This window comes from Brevundimonas sp. GW821-FHT10E09, from assembly GCF_058809375.1.
In genome coordinates this window covers 131,905-152,424 of record NZ_JBXASO010000011.1, presented here as the reverse complement: position 1 = coordinate 152,424, position 20,520 = coordinate 131,905, and the positions used below count along the sequence as shown (strand labels likewise).

At 67.6% G+C, this 20,520-nt stretch carries 23 protein-coding genes; 8 read left to right on the top strand and 15 right to left on the bottom strand.

What is annotated here, in order from left to right; all coding sequences use genetic code 11:
- The first annotated feature begins 231 nt into the window (after positions 1–231).
- Genes yaaA through AC1RSI_RS12050 form a run of 3 tightly spaced genes read left to right on the top strand, consistent with a single transcriptional unit; the run spans position 232 to position 3,013 of the window.
- Positions 232–1,002, top strand: coding sequence for a peroxide stress protein YaaA (yaaA, locus tag AC1RSI_RS12060; RefSeq protein WP_154726693.1), 771 nt, complete (start codon positions 232–234; stop codon positions 1,000–1,002).
- A 52-nt stretch (positions 1,003–1,054) separates the two neighbouring features.
- Positions 1,055–1,924 (top strand): 3-hydroxybutyrate dehydrogenase, encoded by an 870-nt coding sequence (locus AC1RSI_RS12055; RefSeq protein ID WP_008259939.1) that lies wholly within the window; start codon positions 1,055–1,057, stop codon positions 1,922–1,924.
- Positions 1,925–1,948: 24 nt separating this feature from the next.
- Entirely contained in the window at positions 1,949–3,013 is a 1,065-nt protein-coding gene (locus AC1RSI_RS12050) for a patatin-like phospholipase family protein (protein ID WP_052005144.1), read from the top strand.
- Here AC1RSI_RS12050 and AC1RSI_RS12045 read toward each other — a convergent pair.
- On the bottom strand, positions 3,010–3,939 hold the full coding sequence (locus tag AC1RSI_RS12045; RefSeq protein ID WP_035310435.1) for an L-threonylcarbamoyladenylate synthase: 930 nt from the start codon (positions 3,937–3,939) through the stop codon (positions 3,010–3,012). The genes AC1RSI_RS12050 and AC1RSI_RS12045 overlap by 4 nt on opposite strands.
- Complete coding sequence (locus tag AC1RSI_RS12040) at positions 3,936–4,487, bottom strand: cytochrome b (RefSeq protein WP_035310437.1); 552 nt, start codon at positions 4,485–4,487, stop codon at positions 3,936–3,938. The genes AC1RSI_RS12045 and AC1RSI_RS12040 overlap by 4 nt, the downstream gene beginning before the upstream one ends.
- Positions 4,488–4,606: 119 nt before the next feature.
- Between AC1RSI_RS12040 and AC1RSI_RS12035 the strand changes: the two genes are divergently transcribed.
- Positions 4,607–6,391 carry an acyl-CoA dehydrogenase gene (locus AC1RSI_RS12035; RefSeq protein ID WP_008261745.1) on the top strand — a complete coding sequence of 595 codons (1,785 nt, stop codon included), beginning with the start codon at positions 4,607–4,609 and terminating at the stop codon, positions 6,389–6,391.
- A 10-nt stretch (positions 6,392–6,401) separates the two neighbouring features.
- Here AC1RSI_RS12035 and AC1RSI_RS12030 read toward each other — a convergent pair whose 3' ends face one another.
- Positions 6,402–7,205 (bottom strand): trypsin-like serine peptidase, encoded by an 804-nt coding sequence (locus AC1RSI_RS12030; RefSeq protein ID WP_154726694.1) that lies wholly within the window; start codon positions 7,203–7,205, stop codon positions 6,402–6,404.
- An 89-nt stretch (positions 7,206–7,294) separates the two neighbouring features.
- Here AC1RSI_RS12030 and AC1RSI_RS12025 point away from each other — a divergent pair, with 89 nt between their 5' ends.
- Positions 7,295–9,517: a S9 family peptidase gene (locus AC1RSI_RS12025; protein WP_154726692.1), complete on the top strand. Its 2,223-nt coding sequence runs from the start codon at positions 7,295–7,297 to the stop codon at positions 9,515–9,517.
- A 23-nt stretch (positions 9,518–9,540) separates the two neighbouring features.
- On the opposite strand, the gene AC1RSI_RS12020 is transcribed toward AC1RSI_RS12025, so the two are convergent.
- Complete coding sequence (locus AC1RSI_RS12020) at positions 9,541–10,401, bottom strand: NAD(P)-dependent oxidoreductase (RefSeq protein WP_154726691.1); 861 nt, start codon at positions 10,399–10,401, stop codon at positions 9,541–9,543.
- Positions 10,402–10,529: 128 nt separating this feature from the next.
- Here AC1RSI_RS12020 and AC1RSI_RS12015 point away from each other — a divergent pair, with 128 nt between their 5' ends.
- Positions 10,530–11,429, top strand: a complete 900-nt coding sequence (locus tag AC1RSI_RS12015) for a flagellar motor protein MotB (protein WP_154726690.1) — start codon at positions 10,530–10,532, stop codon at positions 11,427–11,429.
- Positions 11,430–11,543: 114 nt separating this feature from the next.
- Positions 11,544–12,281, top strand: a complete 738-nt coding sequence (locus AC1RSI_RS12010) for an arginyltransferase (RefSeq protein ID WP_154726689.1) — start codon at positions 11,544–11,546, stop codon at positions 12,279–12,281.
- A 172-nt stretch (positions 12,282–12,453) separates the two neighbouring features.
- On the opposite strand, the gene parC is transcribed toward AC1RSI_RS12010, so the two are convergent.
- Positions 12,454–14,667 carry a DNA topoisomerase IV subunit A gene (gene parC / locus AC1RSI_RS12005; RefSeq protein ID WP_154726202.1) on the bottom strand — a complete coding sequence of 738 codons (2,214 nt, stop codon included), beginning with the start codon at positions 14,665–14,667 and terminating at the stop codon, positions 12,454–12,456.
- A 148-nt stretch (positions 14,668–14,815) separates the two neighbouring features.
- On the opposite strand from parC, the gene AC1RSI_RS12000 reads away from it, so the two are divergent.
- The gene (locus AC1RSI_RS12000) at positions 14,816–16,546 is read left to right on the top strand and encodes a cytochrome c biogenesis protein DipZ (RefSeq protein WP_154726201.1); all 1,731 of its coding nucleotides are present in this window, start codon (positions 14,816–14,818) and stop codon (positions 16,544–16,546) included.
- Here the strand turns inward: AC1RSI_RS12000 and AC1RSI_RS11995 are convergent.
- The 10 genes from AC1RSI_RS11995 to AC1RSI_RS11950 all read right to left on the bottom strand — a co-directional run bounded on the left by AC1RSI_RS11995 (position 16,543) and on the right by AC1RSI_RS11950 (position 20,448).
- Positions 16,543–17,082 (bottom strand): RNA polymerase sigma factor, encoded by a 540-nt coding sequence (locus tag AC1RSI_RS11995; protein WP_196066370.1) that lies wholly within the window; start codon positions 17,080–17,082, stop codon positions 16,543–16,545. The genes AC1RSI_RS12000 and AC1RSI_RS11995 overlap by 4 nt on opposite strands.
- Before the next feature lie 428 nt (positions 17,083–17,510).
- Positions 17,511–17,840 carry a hypothetical protein gene (locus AC1RSI_RS11990; protein ID WP_154726199.1) on the bottom strand — a complete coding sequence of 110 codons (330 nt, stop codon included), beginning with the start codon at positions 17,838–17,840 and terminating at the stop codon, positions 17,511–17,513.
- Complete coding sequence (locus tag AC1RSI_RS11985; RefSeq protein WP_154726198.1) at positions 17,837–18,097, bottom strand: hypothetical protein; 261 nt, start codon at positions 18,095–18,097, stop codon at positions 17,837–17,839. The genes AC1RSI_RS11990 and AC1RSI_RS11985 overlap by 4 nt, the downstream gene beginning before the upstream one ends.
- A gap of 19 nt (positions 18,098–18,116) precedes the next feature.
- Positions 18,117–18,467, bottom strand: coding sequence for a hypothetical protein (locus AC1RSI_RS11980; protein ID WP_154726197.1), 351 nt, complete (start codon positions 18,465–18,467; stop codon positions 18,117–18,119).
- A gap of 23 nt (positions 18,468–18,490) precedes the next feature.
- A complete protein-coding gene (locus AC1RSI_RS11975) occupies positions 18,491–18,874 on the bottom strand; it encodes a hypothetical protein (protein ID WP_008259273.1) in 384 nt (127 codons plus the stop codon).
- 31 nt (positions 18,875–18,905) lie between these two features.
- Entirely contained in the window at positions 18,906–19,139 is a 234-nt protein-coding gene (locus AC1RSI_RS11970) for a RebB family R body protein (protein ID WP_008262209.1), read from the bottom strand.
- 19 nt (positions 19,140–19,158) lie between these two features.
- Positions 19,159–19,494, bottom strand: coding sequence for a RebB family R body protein (locus AC1RSI_RS11965; protein WP_154726196.1), 336 nt, complete (start codon positions 19,492–19,494; stop codon positions 19,159–19,161).
- 3 nt (positions 19,495–19,497) lie between these two features.
- The gene (locus tag AC1RSI_RS11960; RefSeq protein WP_008260453.1) at positions 19,498–19,722 is read right to left on the bottom strand and encodes a RebB family R body protein; all 225 of its coding nucleotides are present in this window, start codon (positions 19,720–19,722) and stop codon (positions 19,498–19,500) included.
- A 28-nt stretch (positions 19,723–19,750) separates the two neighbouring features.
- Positions 19,751–20,065 (bottom strand): hypothetical protein, encoded by a 315-nt coding sequence (locus AC1RSI_RS11955; RefSeq protein WP_154726195.1) that lies wholly within the window; start codon positions 20,063–20,065, stop codon positions 19,751–19,753.
- 17 nt (positions 20,066–20,082) lie between these two features.
- Positions 20,083–20,448 carry a RebB family R body protein gene (locus AC1RSI_RS11950; protein ID WP_035310418.1) on the bottom strand — a complete coding sequence of 122 codons (366 nt, stop codon included), beginning with the start codon at positions 20,446–20,448 and terminating at the stop codon, positions 20,083–20,085.
- Positions 20,449–20,520 lie beyond the last annotated feature (72 nt).

The following is a 20,520-nucleotide window of genomic DNA, read 5'->3' as shown; positions in this document are numbered from 1 at the left end:
CCGCCACCGCTCGGCGCCCCGAGCTTGCAGGCCAACCATTCGCGCGGGGCGTCAAACCTTCGTCGAAACGGTACTCAAAACACAAAACTCCGGGCGAAGGCCCGGCGCCCCGCCCAGCCCTCCATGAACTTCGCATCGAAAGCGCGAGGGCGATCCCCCACGCCGTCATCGCGCCCGGTTCAAATCGTCACCAAGGCGCCCTATGTCAGCGGGCCACCACGGAGCCGCCTCTTGCTGATCGTTCTTTCTCCCGCCAAGCGGCTGGACTTCACCGAAGCCGACCCCGCCATTCCCGGCACGGACCGCCGCTTTCTGGACGACACGGCCAGCCTGGCCGTGACGGCGCGGCGTCAGACCAAGGCGGACCTGCGTCGTCTGATGGGGATTTCCGACGACCTGGCCACCCTGAACCTGGAACGGTTCAAGGCCTTTGATTCGGACTCGACCGACGGGGTCCAGGCCGCCTTCGCCTTCGCCGGCGACGTCTATGAAGGCCTGAAGGCGCGCGAGCTCGACGTCGAGGCCCTCGACTTCGCCCAGGACCGGTTGCGCATCCTGTCGGGCTTCTACGGCCTGTTGCGCCCGCTGGACCGGATTCAGCCCTATCGGCTTGAAATGGGCACGCGGCTCAAGACCCGGCGCGGGTCCAGCCTCTATGATTTCTGGGGCGACCGGATCTCGAAACAGCTCAACGCAGACGCCGAGGGCCACGCCGACCCGACCCTGGTCAATCTGGCCAGCCAGGAATATTTCGGCGCCGTCGACGCCAAGGCCCTGAAACTGCCGGTCGTCACCCCCCAGTTCCGCGAAGAGAAGAATGGCGAGAGCCGCATCATCTCCTTCTTCGCCAAGAAGGCCCGCGGGGCCATGGCCCGGTTCGCCATCGACGAGCGGGTGGAACGGGTCGAGGACTTGAAGGCTTTCGACCGCGACGGCTACAGGTTCGACAAGGCCGCCTCGACGGACAACGAATGGATATTCATCAGGTCGGGAAATTCTTGATCCCCGCCCCGTCCTGCCGCTAGTCTCTCGACAAAACACGAAGGGCGGATTCATGTTCAACTGGTCGAAGTCATCCAAGGGCCCCAGCGCCGCACCAGCCGCCGCACACGGCGACGCCCCGGTGTTTCGCGACATCGGCGACCTGAAGGGTCAGGTCGCCGTCATTTCGGGCTCGACCTCGGGCATCGGCCTGGCCCTGGCGCGGGCCGTGGCGGCGCGCGGCGGCGACGTGGTGCTGAACGGTCTGGGCGATCCGGCCGAGATCGAACGCACCCGCGCCGGGCTGGAAGCCGGCTCCAGCGGCCGGGTCCGCTATCACGCGGCCAATATGATGCGCGGCGATGAGATCGCCGACATGGTCGCCTTCGCCAAACATGAGTTCGGCCGCCTCGACATCCTGGTCAACAACGCCGGCATCCAGCACGTCGAATCCGTCGAGAAATTCCCCACCGACAAGTGGGAGCAGATCATCGCCATCAACCTGTCCTCGGCCTTCTACGCCACCCGGGCGGCCATTCCGATCATGAAGGCCCAGGGGCGCGGCCGGATCGTCAACATGGCCTCGGCCCACGGCCTGGTCGCCAGCCCGTTCAAGTCGGCCTATGTCGCGGCCAAGCACGGGATCGTCGGCTTCACCAAGACGGTGGCCCTGGAACTGGCCCAGGACAATATCACCTGCAACGCCATCTGCCCCGGCTTCGTCGAGACCCCCATCGTCGAGAAACAGATCGCCGACCAGGCCCGCACCCGCGGCATCTCCAAGGAACAGGTCCTGCACGACGTCATCCTGGCCGCCCAGCCGACCAAGAAATTCGTGACGACCGACCAGTTGGCGGGCCTCTTCCTCTATCTGGTCAGCGACCTGGGCGCCTCGGCCAATGGCGCCAGCTTCTCCATCGACGGCGGCTGGACCGCGCAATAGACCAATGACCTAGGGGACGGCGGCATGGCGATCTTCAGACGCAAGGCCGCCGAACCGGCGGACATCGTCCCGTCGGCCTCGGGACGACGGCCCCTGTCCCTAGCACTGCAGGGCGGCGGGGCGCACGGCGCCTTCCAGTGGGGCGTTCTGGACCGGCTGCTGGAGGACGGCCGGCTGGAGGTTCGCGCCGTCTCGGGCGTCTCGGCGGGGGCCATGAACGGCGCAGCCCTGGTTTCGGGTCTCGCCGCCGGCGACGCCCGCGCCGCCCTCGACAAACTGTGGCGCGAGATCAACCAGTCGGGCGGCCGCAACGTCTTCGGCGACAGCACCCTGTGGAACCCGGCCCAGACGCCGGACTGGATCAAGGACACCCCGCTATGGCGCGCCGGCGAGACCTTGGCCATGTCCATGAGCCCCTATGAATTCAATCCGCTAAATCACAACCCTCTGACACGGGTTCTAAAGGCGGCGGTCGATTTCGGCGCGGTTCAGGCATCCGATATAAAGATGTTCGTCGCCGCCACCGCCGTGCGCCAGGCCCGGGCCCGCATCTTCGAATCCGGCGAGATCACCGCCGACGTCCTGATGGCCTCGGCCTGCCTGCCCCATCTGTTCCAGGCGGTCGAGATCGACGGCGAACCCTATTGGGACGGCGGCTACCTGACCAATCCGCCGCTGTGGCCCCTGACCGGCGATGACACGCCCGACGACGTCCTGCTGGTGACGCTGAACGCCATGGTTCGCGACGAGACGCCGCGCAGCGCCGGCGACATCGTCGAACGGCTGAACGAGATCGTCTTCAACGCCCCCCTGGTCGCCGAGCTGCGCGCCATCGCCATGGCCGCCGAGATGATCGCCGGGGGCCAGCTGAAACACGGCGGCGGGTCCTATCGTCAGGTGCGGCTGCACGCCATCGAGGCCGACGGCTGGCTCTCGGACCTGTCGCTGAGGTCCAAGTTCAACACCGAATGGAGCTTCCTCAATGATCTGAAGGCGCGGGGACGGGCCGCCGCCGACGACTGGCTGGAGACCTGCCTGCCCTGCGTCGGGCGGCACTCCAGCGTCGATCTCCAGGCCCGGTTCGGCTAGCCGACGAAGCCGGCGGCGCGGCGCAGACGGTCGTTGATCGCCTCGCCCAGACCCTGTGACGGGATCGGCGACACGGCGATTCCGGCAGGATGCGTGCGATCCGCTTCCCTGAACAATCTGAACAGGTTGGCCGCCGCTTCTCGCAGATCGCCCGAGACGCTCAAGCTCCAGCGCGGATCGCCCGCCCCCGGCCCGAAGCCCAGCAGGATCTCGCCGTCACGAGGCTCGACGACGTCGATCCGAACCGGGGCGTCGGGGGCGTAATGCGCCGCCAGCCGGCCCGGCGACCTGTGCCCGTCGCCGCCGTCCGCCAGCGGCCCGACCACGGCCTCGATCTCGGCGCGGGTCACCGCGCCCGGCCGCAGCAGCGACACCCGCCCGCCCAGCACCGACACGACCGTGCTCTCCAGCCCCACCGCGCAGGGGCCGCCGTCCACGGCCGCCGTGACGGCGAACCCCGTCTCCTCGACCGCATCGGCGAAATTCGTCGGACTGGGCCGTCCCGACCGATTGGCCGAGGGCGCCACGACCGGCCCGCCAAAGGCCGACAGCACCGCCCGCGCCGCCGCATGGCCCGGAACCCGGATGGCCACGCTGTCCAGCCCGGCCCGGGCCAGATCACAGACCCGCCCTCCGTCCCGCACCGGCGTCACCAGGGTCAAAGGCCCCGGCCAGAAGGCCTCGGCCAGCGCCCGGGCCGAAACGTCGAACACCCCGACAGCCTCGGCCGCGACGGCGTCGGCGACATGAGAAATCAAGGGATTGAAGCGCGGCCTTCCCTTGGCCTGGAAGATGGCGGCCACCGCCTCCGCGTTGCCCGCGTCGGCGCCCAGGCCATAGACGGTCTCGGTCGGCAGCAGGATCAGTTCGCCCCGGCGCAGGGCCGTGGCCGCCTGATCGGCCGTATCGCCGGACCTTTGGGTCATGGCCGACGCGGGATCAGCGGGATCATCCGGTGCAGCACATTGTCACGATTGATGAATTGATGCTTCAGCGCACCCAGCACATGAAGCGCGATCAGGACATACAGACCCTTCATCACCACCTCATGGACCTCCATGAACCGACCCGCCGTCTCGCGACCGCCGCCGACCGGCAGCAGGGGCCAGTCGAACAGACCGAACCAGGCGATCTCACGCCCGGCCGCCGATGAGGCCAGCCAGCCGGTCATCGGCATGGCGATCAGGATGACATAGAACAGCACATGGGTCGCACGCGCCGCCTGCCTTTCCCAGCGCGGCAGGTGGCCCGGGAGGGGGATGGCCGGATGCGCCAGCCGCCAGCCGATTCGCGCCAGGGTCAGGACCAGGATGGTGATGCCCACCGACTTGTGCAGCATGACGAATTGGCCCGACAGGACGCCTTCCGTCTTCTCATGCGCCGTGATCAGCAGCACCTGGGCCAGCACGCCCAGGGCGATGATCCAGTGCAGCGCCAGCGACACCGTCGAATAGCGATTGCGAGGTTCGGCCATGACTTCCCTTCCGTGGCGGCAGGGCGCCAGTGTGCCCCGACGAAGAGCCTTGCGCCAAGCCGCTTGCGACAAGGGGCGATGACGAGGCACTTAGGCCTGAATATGCATCGAGGAAACCCATGAGCTACCGCGCACCCGTTCGTGATCTGGCCTTCACCCTGGAGGCCATCGCCGGCATGGCCGACGTCGCCGCCACCGGAGCCTTCCCGGACTATGATTCCGACGTCGCGGGCGCGGTGCTGGAAGCGGCCGGACAGTTTTCCGAGGAGGTGCTGGCCCCATTGAACCGCATCGGCGACCAGCAGGGCTCGCACTATGCGAACGGCGCGGTCACGGCCGCCCCCGGCTTCGCCGACGCCTATCGCCAGTTCGCCGCCGGCGGCTGGACCGGCCTGTCGGCTCCGGTCGAGGTCGGCGGCCAGGCCCTGCCCAAGGCGCTGGAGCTGGCGGCCTATGAGACCGTTCACGCCGCCAATATGGCCTTCGGCCTGTGCCCCATGCTGTCGCTGGCGGCTATCGAGGCGCTGGACCAGGTCGGGACCGAGGAACAGAAGGTCAAATATCTGACCAAGCTGGTCAGCGGCGAATGGACCGGCGCCATGGTCCTGACCGAACCGGGCGCCGGCTCGGACCTGGGGTCTCTGATCACCACGGCCACGCCGAACGGCGACGGCACCTACGCCCTGAACGGCCAGAAGATCTACATCACCTGGGGCGACCACGACGCCACCGACAACATCATCCATCTGGTTCTGGCCCGCCTGCCCGACGCGCCCAAGGGCCCCAAGGGCATCAGCCTGTTCCTGGCGCCCAAGTTCGCGGTCAATGACGACGGCAGCCTGGGCGACCGCAACGGTTTCCGCCCGGTCGGGGTCGAACACAAGCTGGGCATCCACGCCTCCCCCACCTGCGTCATGAGCTATGAAGGCGCCCGCGCCGAACTGGTCGGCCGTCCGAACGAGGGCCTGGCCCACATGTTCGTGATGATGAACGCCGCCCGCCTCGCCGTCGGGGTTGAGGGCGTCGGCATCGCCGAACGCGCCTATCAGCACGCCCTCGCCTATGCGCTGGACCGGCGTCAGGGCCGCTCGGTCTGGACCGGCGAGGCCAATGCTCCGATCTTCGACCATCCCGACGTGCGGCGGATGCTGGGGGTGATGAAGGCCAAGACCTCGGCCGCCCGCGCCATCTGCCTGTCGACCGGCGTCGCCGCCGACCTGGCTCGTCATGCCGGAACTGAGGAGGATCGTCGGCGCTGGAAGGCCCGCGAGGACCTGTTCACCCCCATCGCCAAGGCCTGGTCCACCGACGTCGGCTGCGAGGTGGCGTCGCTGGGCGTCCAGATCCACGGCGGCATGGGCTTCATCGAGGAGACGGGCGCCGCCCAATACTACCGCGACGCCCGGATTGCACCGATCTACGAAGGCACCAACGGCATCCAGGCCATGGACCTGGTGGGCCGCAAGCTGTCGATGGACGGCGGGGAAGCGGCCCGGGCTCTGATCGCCGACATGAAGGCGACCCTGGCGGACCTGGCCCACCTCTATTCCGGAAAGCCGCTGGAACGGTTCGCCACGGGGATCGAGGCGGTTCAGGACGCCACCCTGTGGCTGCTTGATCGCAAGGCCGAGGCCGAGGCGGCCGCCGATGTCCTGGCCGCCGCCGACGCCTATCTCAAACTGCTGGGCGACGTGGTCGGCGGATGGATGCTGGCCAAGGGCGCCCTGGCGGCCAAGGCGCGCCTCGACGCCGGCGAGGGCGACCCCGTGTGGCTGCAGGGCAAGCTGGACCTGTATGAGGTCTATGCCGCCAATGTGCTGGGCCATGTCTCCAGCCGCCTGGCGGCCGTAGGCCAGGGCGGCGATCTGTTGAAGCGGTTGACGGCCGAAGCCCTGACGGGCTGAAGCAGCGGCGTCAGGGCGCCGGCGCGGCCTTCTGGTCCAGCAGGTCCACCGCCTCACGGATATAGTCGGCGTGGACCACCACGCCGATCCTCAGGCGCTCGTCCTGAACGATGACTTCCTGCGTCAGAACCCCCGCGACACACGGATGGACCGGCGACACCTGCGTCGCCGGCGTCCAGAACACCGGTCCGCCCGAGTCGCCCGGAAAGACGGCCAGATCGAGCAGGAAGGTCGGAAAGGCGCTGATCGGCGTCAGCGGCCAGGATGCGATCCGCCCGACGCGCAGGATCGGAAACCCGGCGCGGTTGGCTGACCGCCCTCGGGGAAAGCCCAACGTCCGCATAGCGTCGCCCGGCCCGACCGCGGTCGTGTCGAACGCCTCCCTGTCCGCCAGCCATGCGATCGGAATGGCGTCACGGGCGAAGGCGGCCGGCGCGCTGATCTCCATGACCGCAATGTCGCGGTCGCCCGGCTTGGTCCATAGCGGGTCAGACTCTGCGTCCCGAATGATCAGCGGCTGGGGATCGAAACGCCACCCGCCGTCCGGCAGTTCGACGCGCCATCCGATCCGCGCCTCGCTGTCCGGCATGCGGCTCAGCACGTGATCGGCGGTGACCAGGACGGTGCGCGGCGTGCCGTCCGCGCGGGGCGCATTCAACAGAAAACCCGCGCCCACGGTTCGCGTGCCGTCGCCGTTCGGCTGGTCGATCTGGACCGTCGCACGGATCATGGTCACGGTCAGGTCTCTGGCGGAACGCGACACTGTCTGCGTCGCCTCGGCGGAGGTCGTCGGCAGGGTCTGGAGGTCGAACATCAAGGCAAAGCGCCTCTCTGGGCTTTTCTTCATTTGACGCCGCCATGGGCCACGCACAAGGTTCGGGTCCGAATAAGGGGGCCTAACCGATGAACCGTCGCCAACTGATCGTCTCGACCGCCGCAACCGCCGTCGCGGTCGCCTCCCCCGCCCTCGCCAAGCCCGCTCAGACTACCGGACCCTCGATGCCCCAGCCCCCCGTCGCCAAGAAGATCCCCGTCGTCATCGAACAACTGGGCCGCACGCGGACCGACGACTATCATTGGATGAAGGACGACAACTGGCAGGCCGTGCTGCGCGATCCGACCCTGATCAAGACCGAGGTCAAGGAACATCTGACGGCGGAGAACGCCTACCGCGAGGCCATGATGGCCTCCACCCTGCCGCTGCAGCAGGCGATGTTCGCCGAGATGCGCGGTCGCATCAAGGAGGACGACAGCTCGGTTCCGGCCCCGGACGGCGATTGGAACTACTACGTCGAATACCGCACCGGCGACCAGCATCCCCGTTACATGCGCGTCGAACGCCAGGGCGCGTGGATGGTGGACGGTCAGCCGGTGACGAAGAATTTCGTCGTCGCGCCCACGCCTCAACTGCTCCTGGACGCCAACGAACTCGCCGAGGGCAAGGCCTATTCGGAAGTGTCGGCCGCGAGCCACAGCCCGGACCACAGCCTGTTCGCCTATGCCGAGGACGCCCAGGGCTCCGAGGTCCACAAAATCTACGTCAAGGACCTGGCGACCGGTGAAGTTCTGCCTGACGTGATCGAAAGCGCCACCGGAGACTTCGTCTTCTCGCCCGACAGCCAGTGGATCTTCTGGACCAATCGCGACGACAACGGTCGCCCCGACAAGATCTTCCGCCGCCCGGCGCGCGGCGGCGAAACCACCCTGGTCTATGAAGAAGCCGACGACGGCATGTTCATCGGCGTCGGCCGCACCGCCGACGACCAGTTCATCGTCATCGGCATCCAGAACCAGGAAACCTCCGAGGCCCGCTACATCCCCGCCGCCACCCCGACGGCCGCGCCGGTCGTGCTTGAACCGCGCATCGTCGCGCTCCGCTACGACGTCGATCACTGGGGCGACCGCTGGGTGATCCGAACCAATGCGGACGACGCCATCGACTTCAAGATCGTCCAGGCGCCGACCGCAACGCCGGCCAAGGCCCACTGGACCGACCTGGTGCCGCACACGCCCGGCCGCTTCATCGAAGGCCTGGACCTGACGAAGGATCACCTGGCTCGCCAGGAACGGGCCGACGCCAACACCCGGATCATCATCCGCGACCGCGCCGGCGCCGAACACGAGATCGCCGTCGACGAACCCGCCTTCGCCCTGTCGCTGTCCGGCGCGTCCGAGTTCGAGACGACCAACACGCGATACAGCTACAATTCGCCGTCCACCCCGACCCAGACCTTCGACTACGACATGGCGACGCGCGAGCGGACCCTGCGCAAGACGCAGGAGATCCCGTCGGGCCACAATATTGCGGACTATGTGGTCGAGCGGTTGAACGCCCCCGCTTCGGACGGACAGCTGGTGCCGGTCACGGTGCTGCGTCGAAAATCCACGCCGGTGGACGGTTCGGCGCCCCTGCTGCTCTACGGCTACGGCTCCTACGGCATCCCCATGCCGGCCAGTTTCTCGACCAACCGGCTGTCGCTGGTCGATCGCGGCTGGATCTACGCCATCGCCCATATCCGGGGCGGCTCGGACAAGGGCTGGGGCTGGTTCCTGGACGCCCGCCGGATGACGAAGAAGAACACCTTCACCGACTTCATCGCCGCCGCCGAACACCTGATCGACCGGAAATACGCGACCGCCGGACACATCGTCGCCCAGGGCGGCTCGGCCGGCGGCCTGCTGATGGGCGCCGTCAACAACATGCGGCCCGACCTGTGGGCCGGCGTCATCGGCCAGGTGCCCTTCGTCGACGTGATCAACACCATGAGCGATGTCTCCCTGCCGCTGACGCCGCCGGAATGGCCCGAATGGGGCAATCCGATCGAGGACCCGGAGGCCTACGACTATATGATGAGCTACAGCCCCTATGATCAGGTGGGGCCGAAAGCCTATCCGGCCATCCTGGCGACCGGCGGCCTGTCCGATCCCCGCGTCACCTATTGGGAGCCTGAAAAATGGGTCGCCAAGCTGCGTCCGGCGACGACCTCGGGCAAGCCTGTGCTGCTGAAGATCAACATGGAGGCGGGACACGGCGGCGCCGCCGGCCGGTTCGACTATCTGAAAGAGGTCGCCCACGACTACGCCTTCGCCGTCTGGGCCGTCGAAAAGGGCTGGGAAGCGGCCTGATCCGCGGCTTCCCTTGCGCGGCTTCAGTCCTTCGACTGAAGCCGCGCCGCCAGGCTGGAGGTGTCCCAGCGATTTCCGCCCATGGCCTGGACCTCGGCGTAGAACTGATCGACCAGGGCCGTCAGGGCCAGACGCGCCCCGTTCGACCGCGCCTCGTCCAGCACCAGGCCCAGATCCTTGCGCATCCAGTCGACGGCGAAGCCGAATTCGAACTCGCCTCTGGCGGCCGTCTTCCAGCGGTTGTCCATCTGCCAGCTCTGGGCCGCGCCCTTGGAGACGGCGTCAAAGGCGGCGTCGGTGTCCAGGCCCGCGACCTGGGCGAAATGCACCGCCTCGGCCAGGCCTTGGACCACCCCGGCGATGGCGATCTGATTGACCATCTTGGTCAGTTGGCCCGATCCGGCCGCCCCCATATGCTTGATCGCCTTGGAATAGGCCTGGAGCGCCGGTTCCGCCTTGGCCAGGGCCCCGGCGTCGCCGCCCGCCATGACGCTGAGCTGGCCGTTCTCGGCGCCCGCCTGGCCGCCCGACACCGGGGCGTCGACGAAGCGCCGCCCCTGCCCTTCGGCCAACGCCGCCATCTCCCGCGCCACCTTCGCCGACGTCGTCGTGTGATCAACGATCACAGCGCCTTCAGCCAGATGCGGCAGCCCCTCGGTCACGACGGCGCGCACGTCGTCGTCATTGCCGACGCACAGGATGAACAGATCGACGCCCTGCGCCGCCTCGGCCACCGTCTTCGCGAAGCGGCCGCCCGTCGCCTCGGCCCAGGCCTGCGCCTTGGATATGGTGCGGTTGAAGCCGACAACATCATGGCCGGCCTGCACCAGGTGACGCGCCATCGGGGCGCCCATGACGCCCAGGCCGGCGAATGCGATCTTCATGACAGGCTCCGTGTTTCAGGGCACGGACTAGGCCGGGTCGAGCGGGGGTTCAAGCCGCTGTGGCGCGGATCAACGCCCGGTTAACCTCGGCGCCCCACATTGGGACAGTAAATTCCCGGGGTGCGTCCATGTCCGTGAGCGATCGTCCGATCCTCATCAAGAAGGTCAAGAAGGTCTCCGGCGGCGGCCACCACGGCGGCGCCTGGAAGGTGGCCTATGCGGACTTCGTGACCGCCATGATGGCCTTCTTCCTGCTGATGTGGCTGATCAACACGACCGATCCGGAGCAGAAGAAAGGCATAGCCGAGTATTTCGCTCCGGCCAGCGTTTCCGAAACCACCTCCGGATCGGGGGGCATACTGGGCGGCACGGCCCTGGGCGACGACGGCCCCAAGAGCTCCGGATCCCAGTCGGTGCTCGAGCAACTCGCGCCCGAGGCCCCGGCCGACGCCGCAGCCGTCGGATCCAGCACCAATCTCGCATCGGCCAGCGAGGCCGCGCTCCAGGCCGAGATCCAGAAGCGCGAGGCGGCGGAGTTCGCCAGCGCCGCCGAATCCCTGCGTCAGGCCATGCAGTCGATGCCGGAACTGGCCGAGCTGTCGAAACAGCTGATCGTCGATCAGACGCCCGAGGGCCTGCGCATCCAGTTGGTCGATCAGGAGGGCCGCTCGATGTTCGACAACAACTCGGCCCGGCCGAACGCCCGGGCTCAGGTCCTGCTGCGCGCCGTGGCCAAGGTCATCAACCAGCTGCCGAACCGCATCTCCATCACCGGCCACACCAGCGCCACGCCCGGCTCCAATCGCGCCAGCGGTCCGGCCGACTGGACCCTGTCCTCGGAACGGGCCAACGGCTCGCGTCTGGTGCTTCAGAGCGCCGGCGTGGACGCCGACCGGGTCTATTCCGTCGCCGGCAAAGCGGGTTCGGACCCCCTCTATCCCGACGACCCGACCCTGGCCGGCAACCGCCGCATCGCCATCGTCCTGCTGCGCGAGGCGCCGGTCCTGCCGATGGACACCTCGCTGTGATCCCGCTCGGCTGTGGCGCGAACGCGCTTGCGGCCCGGCGAGGAATGACGCCAAATCCACGAATGAGCCTTCGACCGTCACACTCTCGGCAAGATCGGGTGCGGATCTAGCGCCGTGACGCAGCATGTTCCGACACGACAGCTCCGGTTCTTCATGACCTCGGTCGCGCCGTGTCCCTATCTGCCCGGCAAGACCGAGCGCAAGGTCTTCGCCAACCTGCCCTTCTCGGACGGCGCCCACGTCAATGACGAACTGACGGTGGCCGGCTTTCGCCGCAGTCAGAACATCGCCTATCGCCCGGCCTGCGAAGCCTGTGACGCCTGTGTTTCGGTCCGCCTGCCCGTGCCCGAGTTCGCCTTCACCCGGTCCCAGCGCAAGGTTTTGACCCGCAACGCGGATCTGTCGCGCAGCCTGGTCGAGGCCGAGGTCACGACCGAACAGTTCCAACTGCTGCGCCGCTATCTGACCACCCGCCACCCGACCGGCGGCATGAGCGACATGGGCTGGCTCGACTATGTCGCCATGGTCGAGGACACGACCGTTCGCACCCATCTGATCGAATATCGCCTGGCCTCGACCGACGGCGGACCGGGCGATCTGGTCGCCGTCACCCTGACCGACCTGCTGAAGGACGGTCTGTCGATGGTCTACAGCTTCTATGATCCGACGATGGAGCGCCGCAGCCTGGGCCGGTTCGCCATTCTCGATCACATCCGCCAGGCGGCCCAGGTCGGCCTGCCCTTCGTCTATCTGGGCTACTGGGTCCAGGGCTCCGACAAGATGGACTACAAGTCGGGCTTTCGCCCGATGGAAGTGCTGGGCAAGCTGGGATGGTCTCGGCTGCAGGACTAGGCGAACCGCCTCTCCCTCCCCGTCCGGGGAGGGGCGTCGCGCAGCGACGGGGTGGGGGCGGCCCGGCAGCAGCGCACCAACGGAGCAACAGCGAAGTACCGCCCGGCCCTTCCCACCCGGCTTCGGCTACGCCTCCGCCCCCCTCCCCCGCAGGGGGAGGGAGAGGCCAACTCTACCTGAACTTCCTCAGGCCTCGCGGCCCCTGACGGCCGGCGCCGGCGCGCTTGCCCAGCCAGTCCTTCCAGTCGGGCCAGTTGCGACGGCGTCCGCCGCCGTCGGCCCATTCCGGCCCCTGTTCGGCGTTGAACACGGTGACGTCGGCCAGACCGCCCTGTTTGAAATTCTGCAGCCGCACCCCCTTGCCGCGCCCCATCTCGGGCAGTTCGTCCAGCGGGAAGATCAGGGTCTTGATGTTCTCGCCGATGGTCGCGACATGGTCGGCCGTCGGCGTCTGCGGGATGCGCAGCATGGCCAGCATGTCGCCGTTCAGCACCTGTTTGCCGCCCCGCTTCTGGGCCAGGGTGTCGTCTTCCGGCGCGATGAAGCCATAGCCGGTTTTCGACGCGATCAGCAGCTTCCCGCCCGGCTGGTGCGCCAGGACGTTGATGATCTCGGCCTTCTCATCCAGGTCGATCATCAGCCGCAGCGGCTCGCCATGCCCGCGACCGGACGCCAGCTTGTCGGCCCCAATGGTGAAGATCCGCCCGTCCGACGCCCCGACCAGCAGCTTGTCGGTCGTATAGGCCGGCACCAGATAGGCCAGTTGGTCGCCTTCCTTGAACTTCAGCTCCGACGGATCCTCGACCTTGCCCTTGGCGGCGCGAATCCAGCCGCGCTCTGACAGGATGACGGTGATCGCCTCGCGGGGAATAAAAGCCTCGGGCGCGACGAAGGCCGAGGTGTCGACGGCGTCGGCGATGGTCGTCCGGCGCGGCGAGATCAGCGCCTTGCGCACAGCCTCCAGCTCCTTGGAGATGGCCTTCCACTGCTTGCCTTCCGAAGACGTCAGGGCCTGCAGGTGCGCCAGCTCTTCCGAGAGTTCCTTGAACTCCTTCTCGATCGTCATCTCTTCCAGACGCGCCAACTGACGCAGCCGGGTGTCGAGGATGAAATCGGCCTGGACCTCGGTCAGGCCGAAGTGCGCGATCAGGACGGCCTTGGGCTGTTCCTCCTCGCGAACGATGCGGATCACCTCGTCGATGTTGAGGAAGACGATGCGCAGGCCTTCCAGCAGGTGCAGCCGCTTCTCGACCCGCGCGATCCGCCACTGCGACCGGCGGTTCAGAACCTCGCGGCGGTGATCCAGGAAGGCCCTCAGGCAGGCCTTCAGCCCCATGACACGCGGGGTGCCGTCTGCATCCAGCACGTTCATGTTGATCGGGAAGCGCACTTCCAGATCCGACAGCTTGAACAGGCTCTCCATCAGCATCTCGGGCTCGATGGTGCGGTTCTTGGGCTCCAGGATCAGGCGGATGTCCTCGGCCGACTCGTCGCGCACGTCGCCCAGCAGGGGCGCCTTCTTGTGCTCGATAAGGTCCGCCAGCGCCTCGATCAGGCGCGACTTCTGCACCTGGTACGGCATCTCGGTGACGATGATCCGCCACACGCCGCGCCCCAGGTCCTCAGTCTCCCAGCGCGCCCGCAGCCGCACCCCGCCCCGCCCCGTCTCATAGGCGTCCAGAATGGCGGCATGGCCCTCGACCGCGACGCCCCCAGTGGGGAAGTCCGGTCCCGGCACCAGTTGCACCAGCTCCTCGGTCGTCGCCTCGGGCCGGTCCAGCAGCATCTGGCAGGCGTCGATCAGTTCGCCGACATTGTGCGGCGGGATCGAGGTGGCCATGCCCACGGCGATGCCGGACGAGCCGTTGGCCAGCAGGTTGGGGAAACCGGCCGGCAGAACCACCGGCTCCTCGTCCTGATCGTCGTAGGTGGCGCGGAAATCGACCGAGTCCTGATCGATCCCGTCCAGCAGCAGCACGGCCGCCGGCGTCAGCTTGCACTCGGTGTAGCGCATGGCCGCGGCGCTATCGCCGTCGATATTGCCGAAGTTCCCCTGGCCGTCGACCAGCGGATAGCGCTGGGCGAAATCCTGGGCCAGGCGCACCAGGGCTTCATAGATCGAGGCGTCGCCGTGCGGGTGGTATCCGCCCATGACCTCGCCGACGACCTTGGCGCATTTGCGCGCCGCCGCCTGCGGGTTCAGCCGCATCTGGTGCATGGCGTACAGGATGCGCCGGTGCACGGGCTTGAACCCGTCCCGAACATCGGGAAGGGCGCGGTTGGTGATGGTCGACAGGGCGTAGGCCAGATAGCGACGGCTGAGGGCCGTCTCCATCGGCTCGTCGATGATACGGCCGCCTTCCGGCGGCGGAGCGTGGATCGTCATGGGCCAGCGAATCGGGGATCGGAAGCGCGAAGTCTAGCCCGTTCGAGCAGGGACAGGGCGTCTATCTGTGGGAGATCGTACGCCGAAGGGTAACCGAACGCCTCCCGGCTTCGTATGTGAGTGACCCCGTCACGTCAGGCCCGCCTTCATGATCCTGTTCCTGCTCTCCTATCTGGCCGGCGCCCTGACCATCGTCAGCCCCTGTATCCTGCCCGTCCTGCCCTTCGTCTTCGCCCGCGCCGGTCGGCCGTTCGTGCGCAACGGCCTGCCCCTGCTGGTCGGCATGGCGGTCACCTTCGCCGGGGTGGCGACCCTGGCGGCCCTCGGCGGCGGCTGGGCCGTGCGCGCCAATGAGGTCGGTCGCTGGATCGCGCTTGCGGTCATGGCCGTCCTGGGGCTCAGCCTGCTCGTGCCCTCCATCGGCGATCGGCTGATGCGGCCGTTTGTGGCGGCCGGTTCCTGGCTGACCGATCGCGTCGAGCGCCGCTCCGCAGACCAGGGCGACGTCCGCGCCTCCCTGTTGCTGGGCGTAGCCACCGGCCTGCTGTGGGCGCCCTGCGCGGGCCCCATCCTGGGCGTCATCCTGACCGGCGCGGCCCTGCAAGGCGCGGGCGTCGGCTCGACCGTTCTGCTGCTGGCCTATGCGGCGGGCGCCGCCACCTCCCTGGCCTTGGCCCTGCTGGTCGGCGGACGGGTGTTCAAGGCCATGAAGGGCGCGCTGGGCCTCGGCGAATGGGTGCGGCGCGGCCTGGGCGCCTTGGTGCTGATTGGCGTAGTCGCCATCGGCCTGGGCCTGGACACGGGCCTGCTGACCCGGATTTCGGCCGGAAGCACCGGCCGTCTGGAACAGGCGCTGCTGAGCGGCATCGGTCGCGGCGCGCCGATGAACGCGGCGCCGACGGATCTGGCGAACCTCCCGGTCGAGGGCCAGTTGCCCGCATTTACCGGGGCCACCACCTGGATCAACTCCCCGCCCCTGACGCCGCAACAGCTGCGCGGCAAGGTCGTGGTCGTCGATTTCTGGACCTACTCCTGCATCAACTGCCTGCGCGCCCTGCCCTACGTTCGCGCCTGGGCCGAGAAGTACAAGGACCAGGGCCTGGTCGTCATCGGCGTCCACACGCCCGAGTTCGCCTTCGAGAAGTCCGAGGCCAACGTCCGCGACGCGGTGCGCCGCCTGGGCGTCGACTATCCGGTCGCCATGGACAATGATTTCGCCATCTGGCGCGCCTTCAAGAACCAGTACTGGCCGGCCCACTATTTCATCGACGCCCAGGGCCGCATTCGCCACCACCATTTCGGCGAGGGCGACTATGAGGGCTCGGAACGGGTCATCCAGCAACTGCTCAAGGAGGCGGGCGCCGCCGACGTCGCTGCGGACGTGGTTCGGGTCCAGGCCCAGGGCGCCGAGGCCGCCGCCGACATGAACCAGCTCGGCTCGCCCGAAACCTATGTCGGCTACGCCCGCGCCGAAAACTTCCGCTCGCCGGGCGGCCTCGCCCGGGATGTGGCCAAGGCCTATGTGGCCAGCCCGCTGCACCTCAACGACTGGAGCCTGGTCGGGCGCTGGCGCGTGACGCGCGAGCACGCCGAACTGGCGGCGTCCGGCGGCCGGCTGTCCTTCCGCTTCAAGGCGCGCGACCTGCACCTGGTCATGGGGCCCGGGTCCAACGGCGCCATGCCGCGTTTCCGCGTCCTGATCGACGGCCAGGCGCCGGGCGCGGACGCCGGGTCCGACATCGACGCCCAGGGCGTGGGACGCATCGACCAGCAGCGCCTGTATCAGTTGATCCGCCAGTCCGGCGCCGTTCGCGAACGCACCTTCGAGATCGAATTCCTCGACCCCGGCGTCCAGGTCTTCGCCTTCACCTTCGGCTAGAGATCCAGCAGCAGTCTCAACCGGTTCTTCGCCAACTGGCGACGCTTGCGCACCAGTTCCCGGCTGATGTTCAGATGGGCGGCGATCCGTTCGTCGCTCCAGTCGTCGAGATGGAGCCGCAAGGGCTCGACCAGGGCGGCCGGAAGAGCGTTCATGGCCCGCCCCCAGGCCGCGTCGCTTTCCTGTTGCGACACCGCCTCTTCCGGCGAGGGCGCCGCCTTGACCCAGGCGGCGGCGGACGGCGGCGGCAGATCGGCGTCCTCTGCCACGATGGGAATGCGATTGGCGTTCTGGCGGTGCTGATCCATGCAGGCGTTGTGCAGGATCCGCACCAGCCAGGCCCCGGGGTTCTGCACCGGCTGGCGGTCAAAGGCCTGGGCCGCCCGCACCATGGCCGCGCTCAACGCGTCCTCGGCGTCGGCCCGATTCCCGCCGGAGAGCCGCAGGCTTCGATGCCGCAGACTGTTCTGATGCACCATCCAGATCGCCCAGAAACGGTCCATCGACGGCGGCCGGTCCAGAGCGCGCGCGATCACGCCCACAGGCGTCAACCCGGCCTTGGGCGCCCCGCCCCGATTACCGCCGGCCGCTCGGGCCAGAACCTCGACCGGAGAAGGCGTGCGCGGCGCTGAAGGATGAGAAGCAGAACGCCGCTCAGGCGGCGCAGCCGTCGCGGGCGCCCTCTCTTCCTCGCCTTGCGTCTCCCAATCCGGAAACAACCGGACGACATTCATATTCGTCACTCCCCCTCGGCGTGGGGAGCGACCGTCAAGCCCAAAGCGAGCTCATCCCCCTACGCTTGGCCTGGCAGAACCAACGGGGCGTATCGGTCGAGGTCTCGTCGCGATTCCGGATCGCCGACGTCGCATCAACCAGAGTTTGCAAGAACCCCGTTATCACTACTTAGACGGGTGTATTTGCTTTTTGTGAAGCCGTTTGATGCGGTGCTGGAAAATACTGACGGCTACTGGCCGCCTGACGCCCCGTCAGCCGGCGCGGCGGCCGATGGCGATGCGGCGGTCCGTTCGATCATTGCGCAGATCGCGAGGTCCAACTGCCGCGTCACCTCGCGCGCGATGATCTTCTGCAAGGCCTCGACGATCTCGAGACTGACCTGGGCGGAAGGCCCCCTCGCCGCGCGCTGCATGTCCTCGGGCATGGCCGCCAGGCGTTGCTCGGCCACGGCGCGTTTCAACAGCTCGCGCTGATCGGCGAAACTGTCGACGACCATGTGTTTCTGCTCCGATATGGAGTCATAGAGATGCCGCCCCGTCGCCCCTTGCGCATCCGTCATCGGGCGGATCCGTCTTCATCGGGCGGCAGCCCCAGAGCCCGCGTCAGCTGCGCCTGAAGCTGCTCGATCATGGCCTCGGTGAACTGGGGAATCGGCGTGTCCGGCGGCGACTGAGCCGCCAGCAACTCGGGCAGACGCGCGGCCGAGGTCCTGAAGACCTCGGCGACCATCCGCCGAGCCGCCACGACAATGGGATCCGCAGCCGGAACCGGCGGCTCGCCGGCGGCGGCCTCAGGCGATGGAGAATCGTCGGTCATCAAACCCTCCTGTCCGGCCTCATTCCTTGTCGGTTCCGGCGGGAACGAACGAGATCTTCTCGACCAGCTCGCCGTCTTCGATATCGGTCAGCAGGCCCCGCGCCTTGACCATCAACTTCGCCGCCCAGGGCGCATAGGGATCGGTCAGCAACGGCTCCTGCATCCGGTACAGAATGGCGACCATCCCCTCCGCCGCAGCACGCAGTTCCCGATATCTGGACTGGCTTTCCTCAAACCCTTCGGCGGAGGATCTGTCTTCTGCGGCGTCGCTCCACCGCTCGGTCTCGCATCGCGTCTCCCATTCCAGCGTCTGCGCTTCCTGAACGACGGCCTCGGCGTCGCTCATCTTCGATAGGGTCAAACGGGACATGGCTGCTCCTTCTCTCTCTTCGACTAGTTTCTGGGAAAGGTCTTGACCGCCGTGGTGACGGATTCGGCCGCCAGGCCCGCCGCGATCGGCGCCGCGAACGAACTGACCAGGGCCATGGCGTAGGCGACAAGCGCCGGTTCGTTCATCCCGCCCGACGCCAGCATCATGGCCATGGCCTTGCCCTGGACGGTGGTGCTGATGGACAGCATGTTGCGCTGGTAATCGGCGGCGTCCTGCACCGACAGAGCCGCCGCCTGGGTGGCCTTGTCGTAGGCGATGGCGCCACCGGCCGAGACGCGCGTCGAGGTCGAGGGCGTGCCCTGCTCGAGCGGCGCGAAGCCCAGCGCCCAGTTCGTCGAGGTCTGAACGGCGTCCTTGATCTGGCTGTTGACGGTCGGTTCGGTCACGGCGCGAAAGCTCTCGTTTCAGATGAAGGCGCTATTTCTGCGCCGCGTTCATGATCATGGTGACGGCGCTGGAGGTGACGGCGTTGCCGATCTGCTGCAGCCCCCCTTGCGCCTGCTGGGCGTTCTGCATGGCCAGGGAAATCGAATGGGCCATGCTCTGATAGACCAGCGCCATCGATTGGGCCGGCGCTTCGCCCAGCACCTTGACGTTGGTCTGGGTGACCGCGTCGGTGACTTGCGAGTTGACGGGCGTGTCGGCGGCCATGGTTCAGATCCTGACAATTCTAGAGATTCAGCAGTTTGGCGGCGATAAGCAGAACAAGGGCGTTTTCGAGCGGGCTGGGCGGCGGCGGTCGGGCGGCGATCCGCGTGGTGGCGATGGCCGAGACCATGCTGCCCATCTCATAGACCTGCATCACGCCCTGGTTGGTGGCGGCCTGGGCGCAGATCGAGGCCTGGCGCTGGGCCTGGACCGCGTTCTCGAACACGATCGCCGTCGAATGGGCCGCGCTCTGATAGATCGAGCCCATGGCGATCGTCGATGCGGCGCCCAGGACCATCAGGTTCTGCTGCGTCACCGCATCGGTGATCTGACTGTTCACGGCGGTCGGATAGGCCATCGCTCAGACCGCGATTTCGAGAATCTTGGCGATCAGGGCGCCGACGGCGGCGTTGTTGATCTGTTGCATGCCCCCCTGGGTCTGGCTGGCGTTCTCGACCGACAGGCTGGTGGCGTGCGCCACCGCCTGGACCGACACGGCCATGGCTTCCGCAGGCCCCTCTCCCAGCACCTTGACGTTGGTCTGGGTGACGGCGTCGGTGATCTGTGCGTTGACGGTGTCGCTCACGACGAAGCCTCCCCCCCTTTCTTGATGCTCAGGTGACGACCGGCGCGCCGTAGAAGGCCGATGGCGCAGGCTCCTGACGAACTTGCGACACCGACCGCACGCCGACGTCGGCGGTCCGGACCGTGCGGATCTGCTGCATGTCGGCCAGGCTGGTCGCCAGTTGCCGGATCTGCAGCGTCGACAGTTCCGCCGCATGCTGCGTCGAGGCGGCTAGGCGCGCAGCAAAAGCGTCCGCCGAGGCCATGATGGTGATCAGACCGGCGTTGCACACGCCGGCTCCGGCGCACAGCAGCAGGGCGTCGTCGCGACAGGCCGCGACGGCCAGCCCTTCTTCGGTTCTCAATCGCTTTTCCTCGCGTGTCATTCGAACGGCTCCTCACGGCGCGGACCGATGTCCGGCCACGGAATGACGGACGGCTTGTCCATCAGCGCCTGGACGCAGTTCATGGTCGCGACCATGCCCAGGATGTTGGTGGTCTGCTGGTTGGCGACGGCGTTGTGGTACATCATCCCGCTGGCCTGATTGGCGGCCACCAGGCTCTGCATCGCCGCGAAGCTGGGGCCCGAGCCGATGACGGTCAGCAGGGTGTTGGCGACCGATTCCGCCGTGGGGGCCGTCGCGGGGTTCTTGCTGAGCTCCAGCATGAGCTTCAGAATCTCCTCGAAGTCGCCGAGGGTCTGGGCGGATTTTTCCGCCGTCTTCTCGTTCATCTTCGCCTCGACCATGGTCGTCCTCCAGGGGGTGGCGCGGCGGGCGCCAGTCTCCCGCCGCGGCCGTCACGGATATCCAGGGTTCGG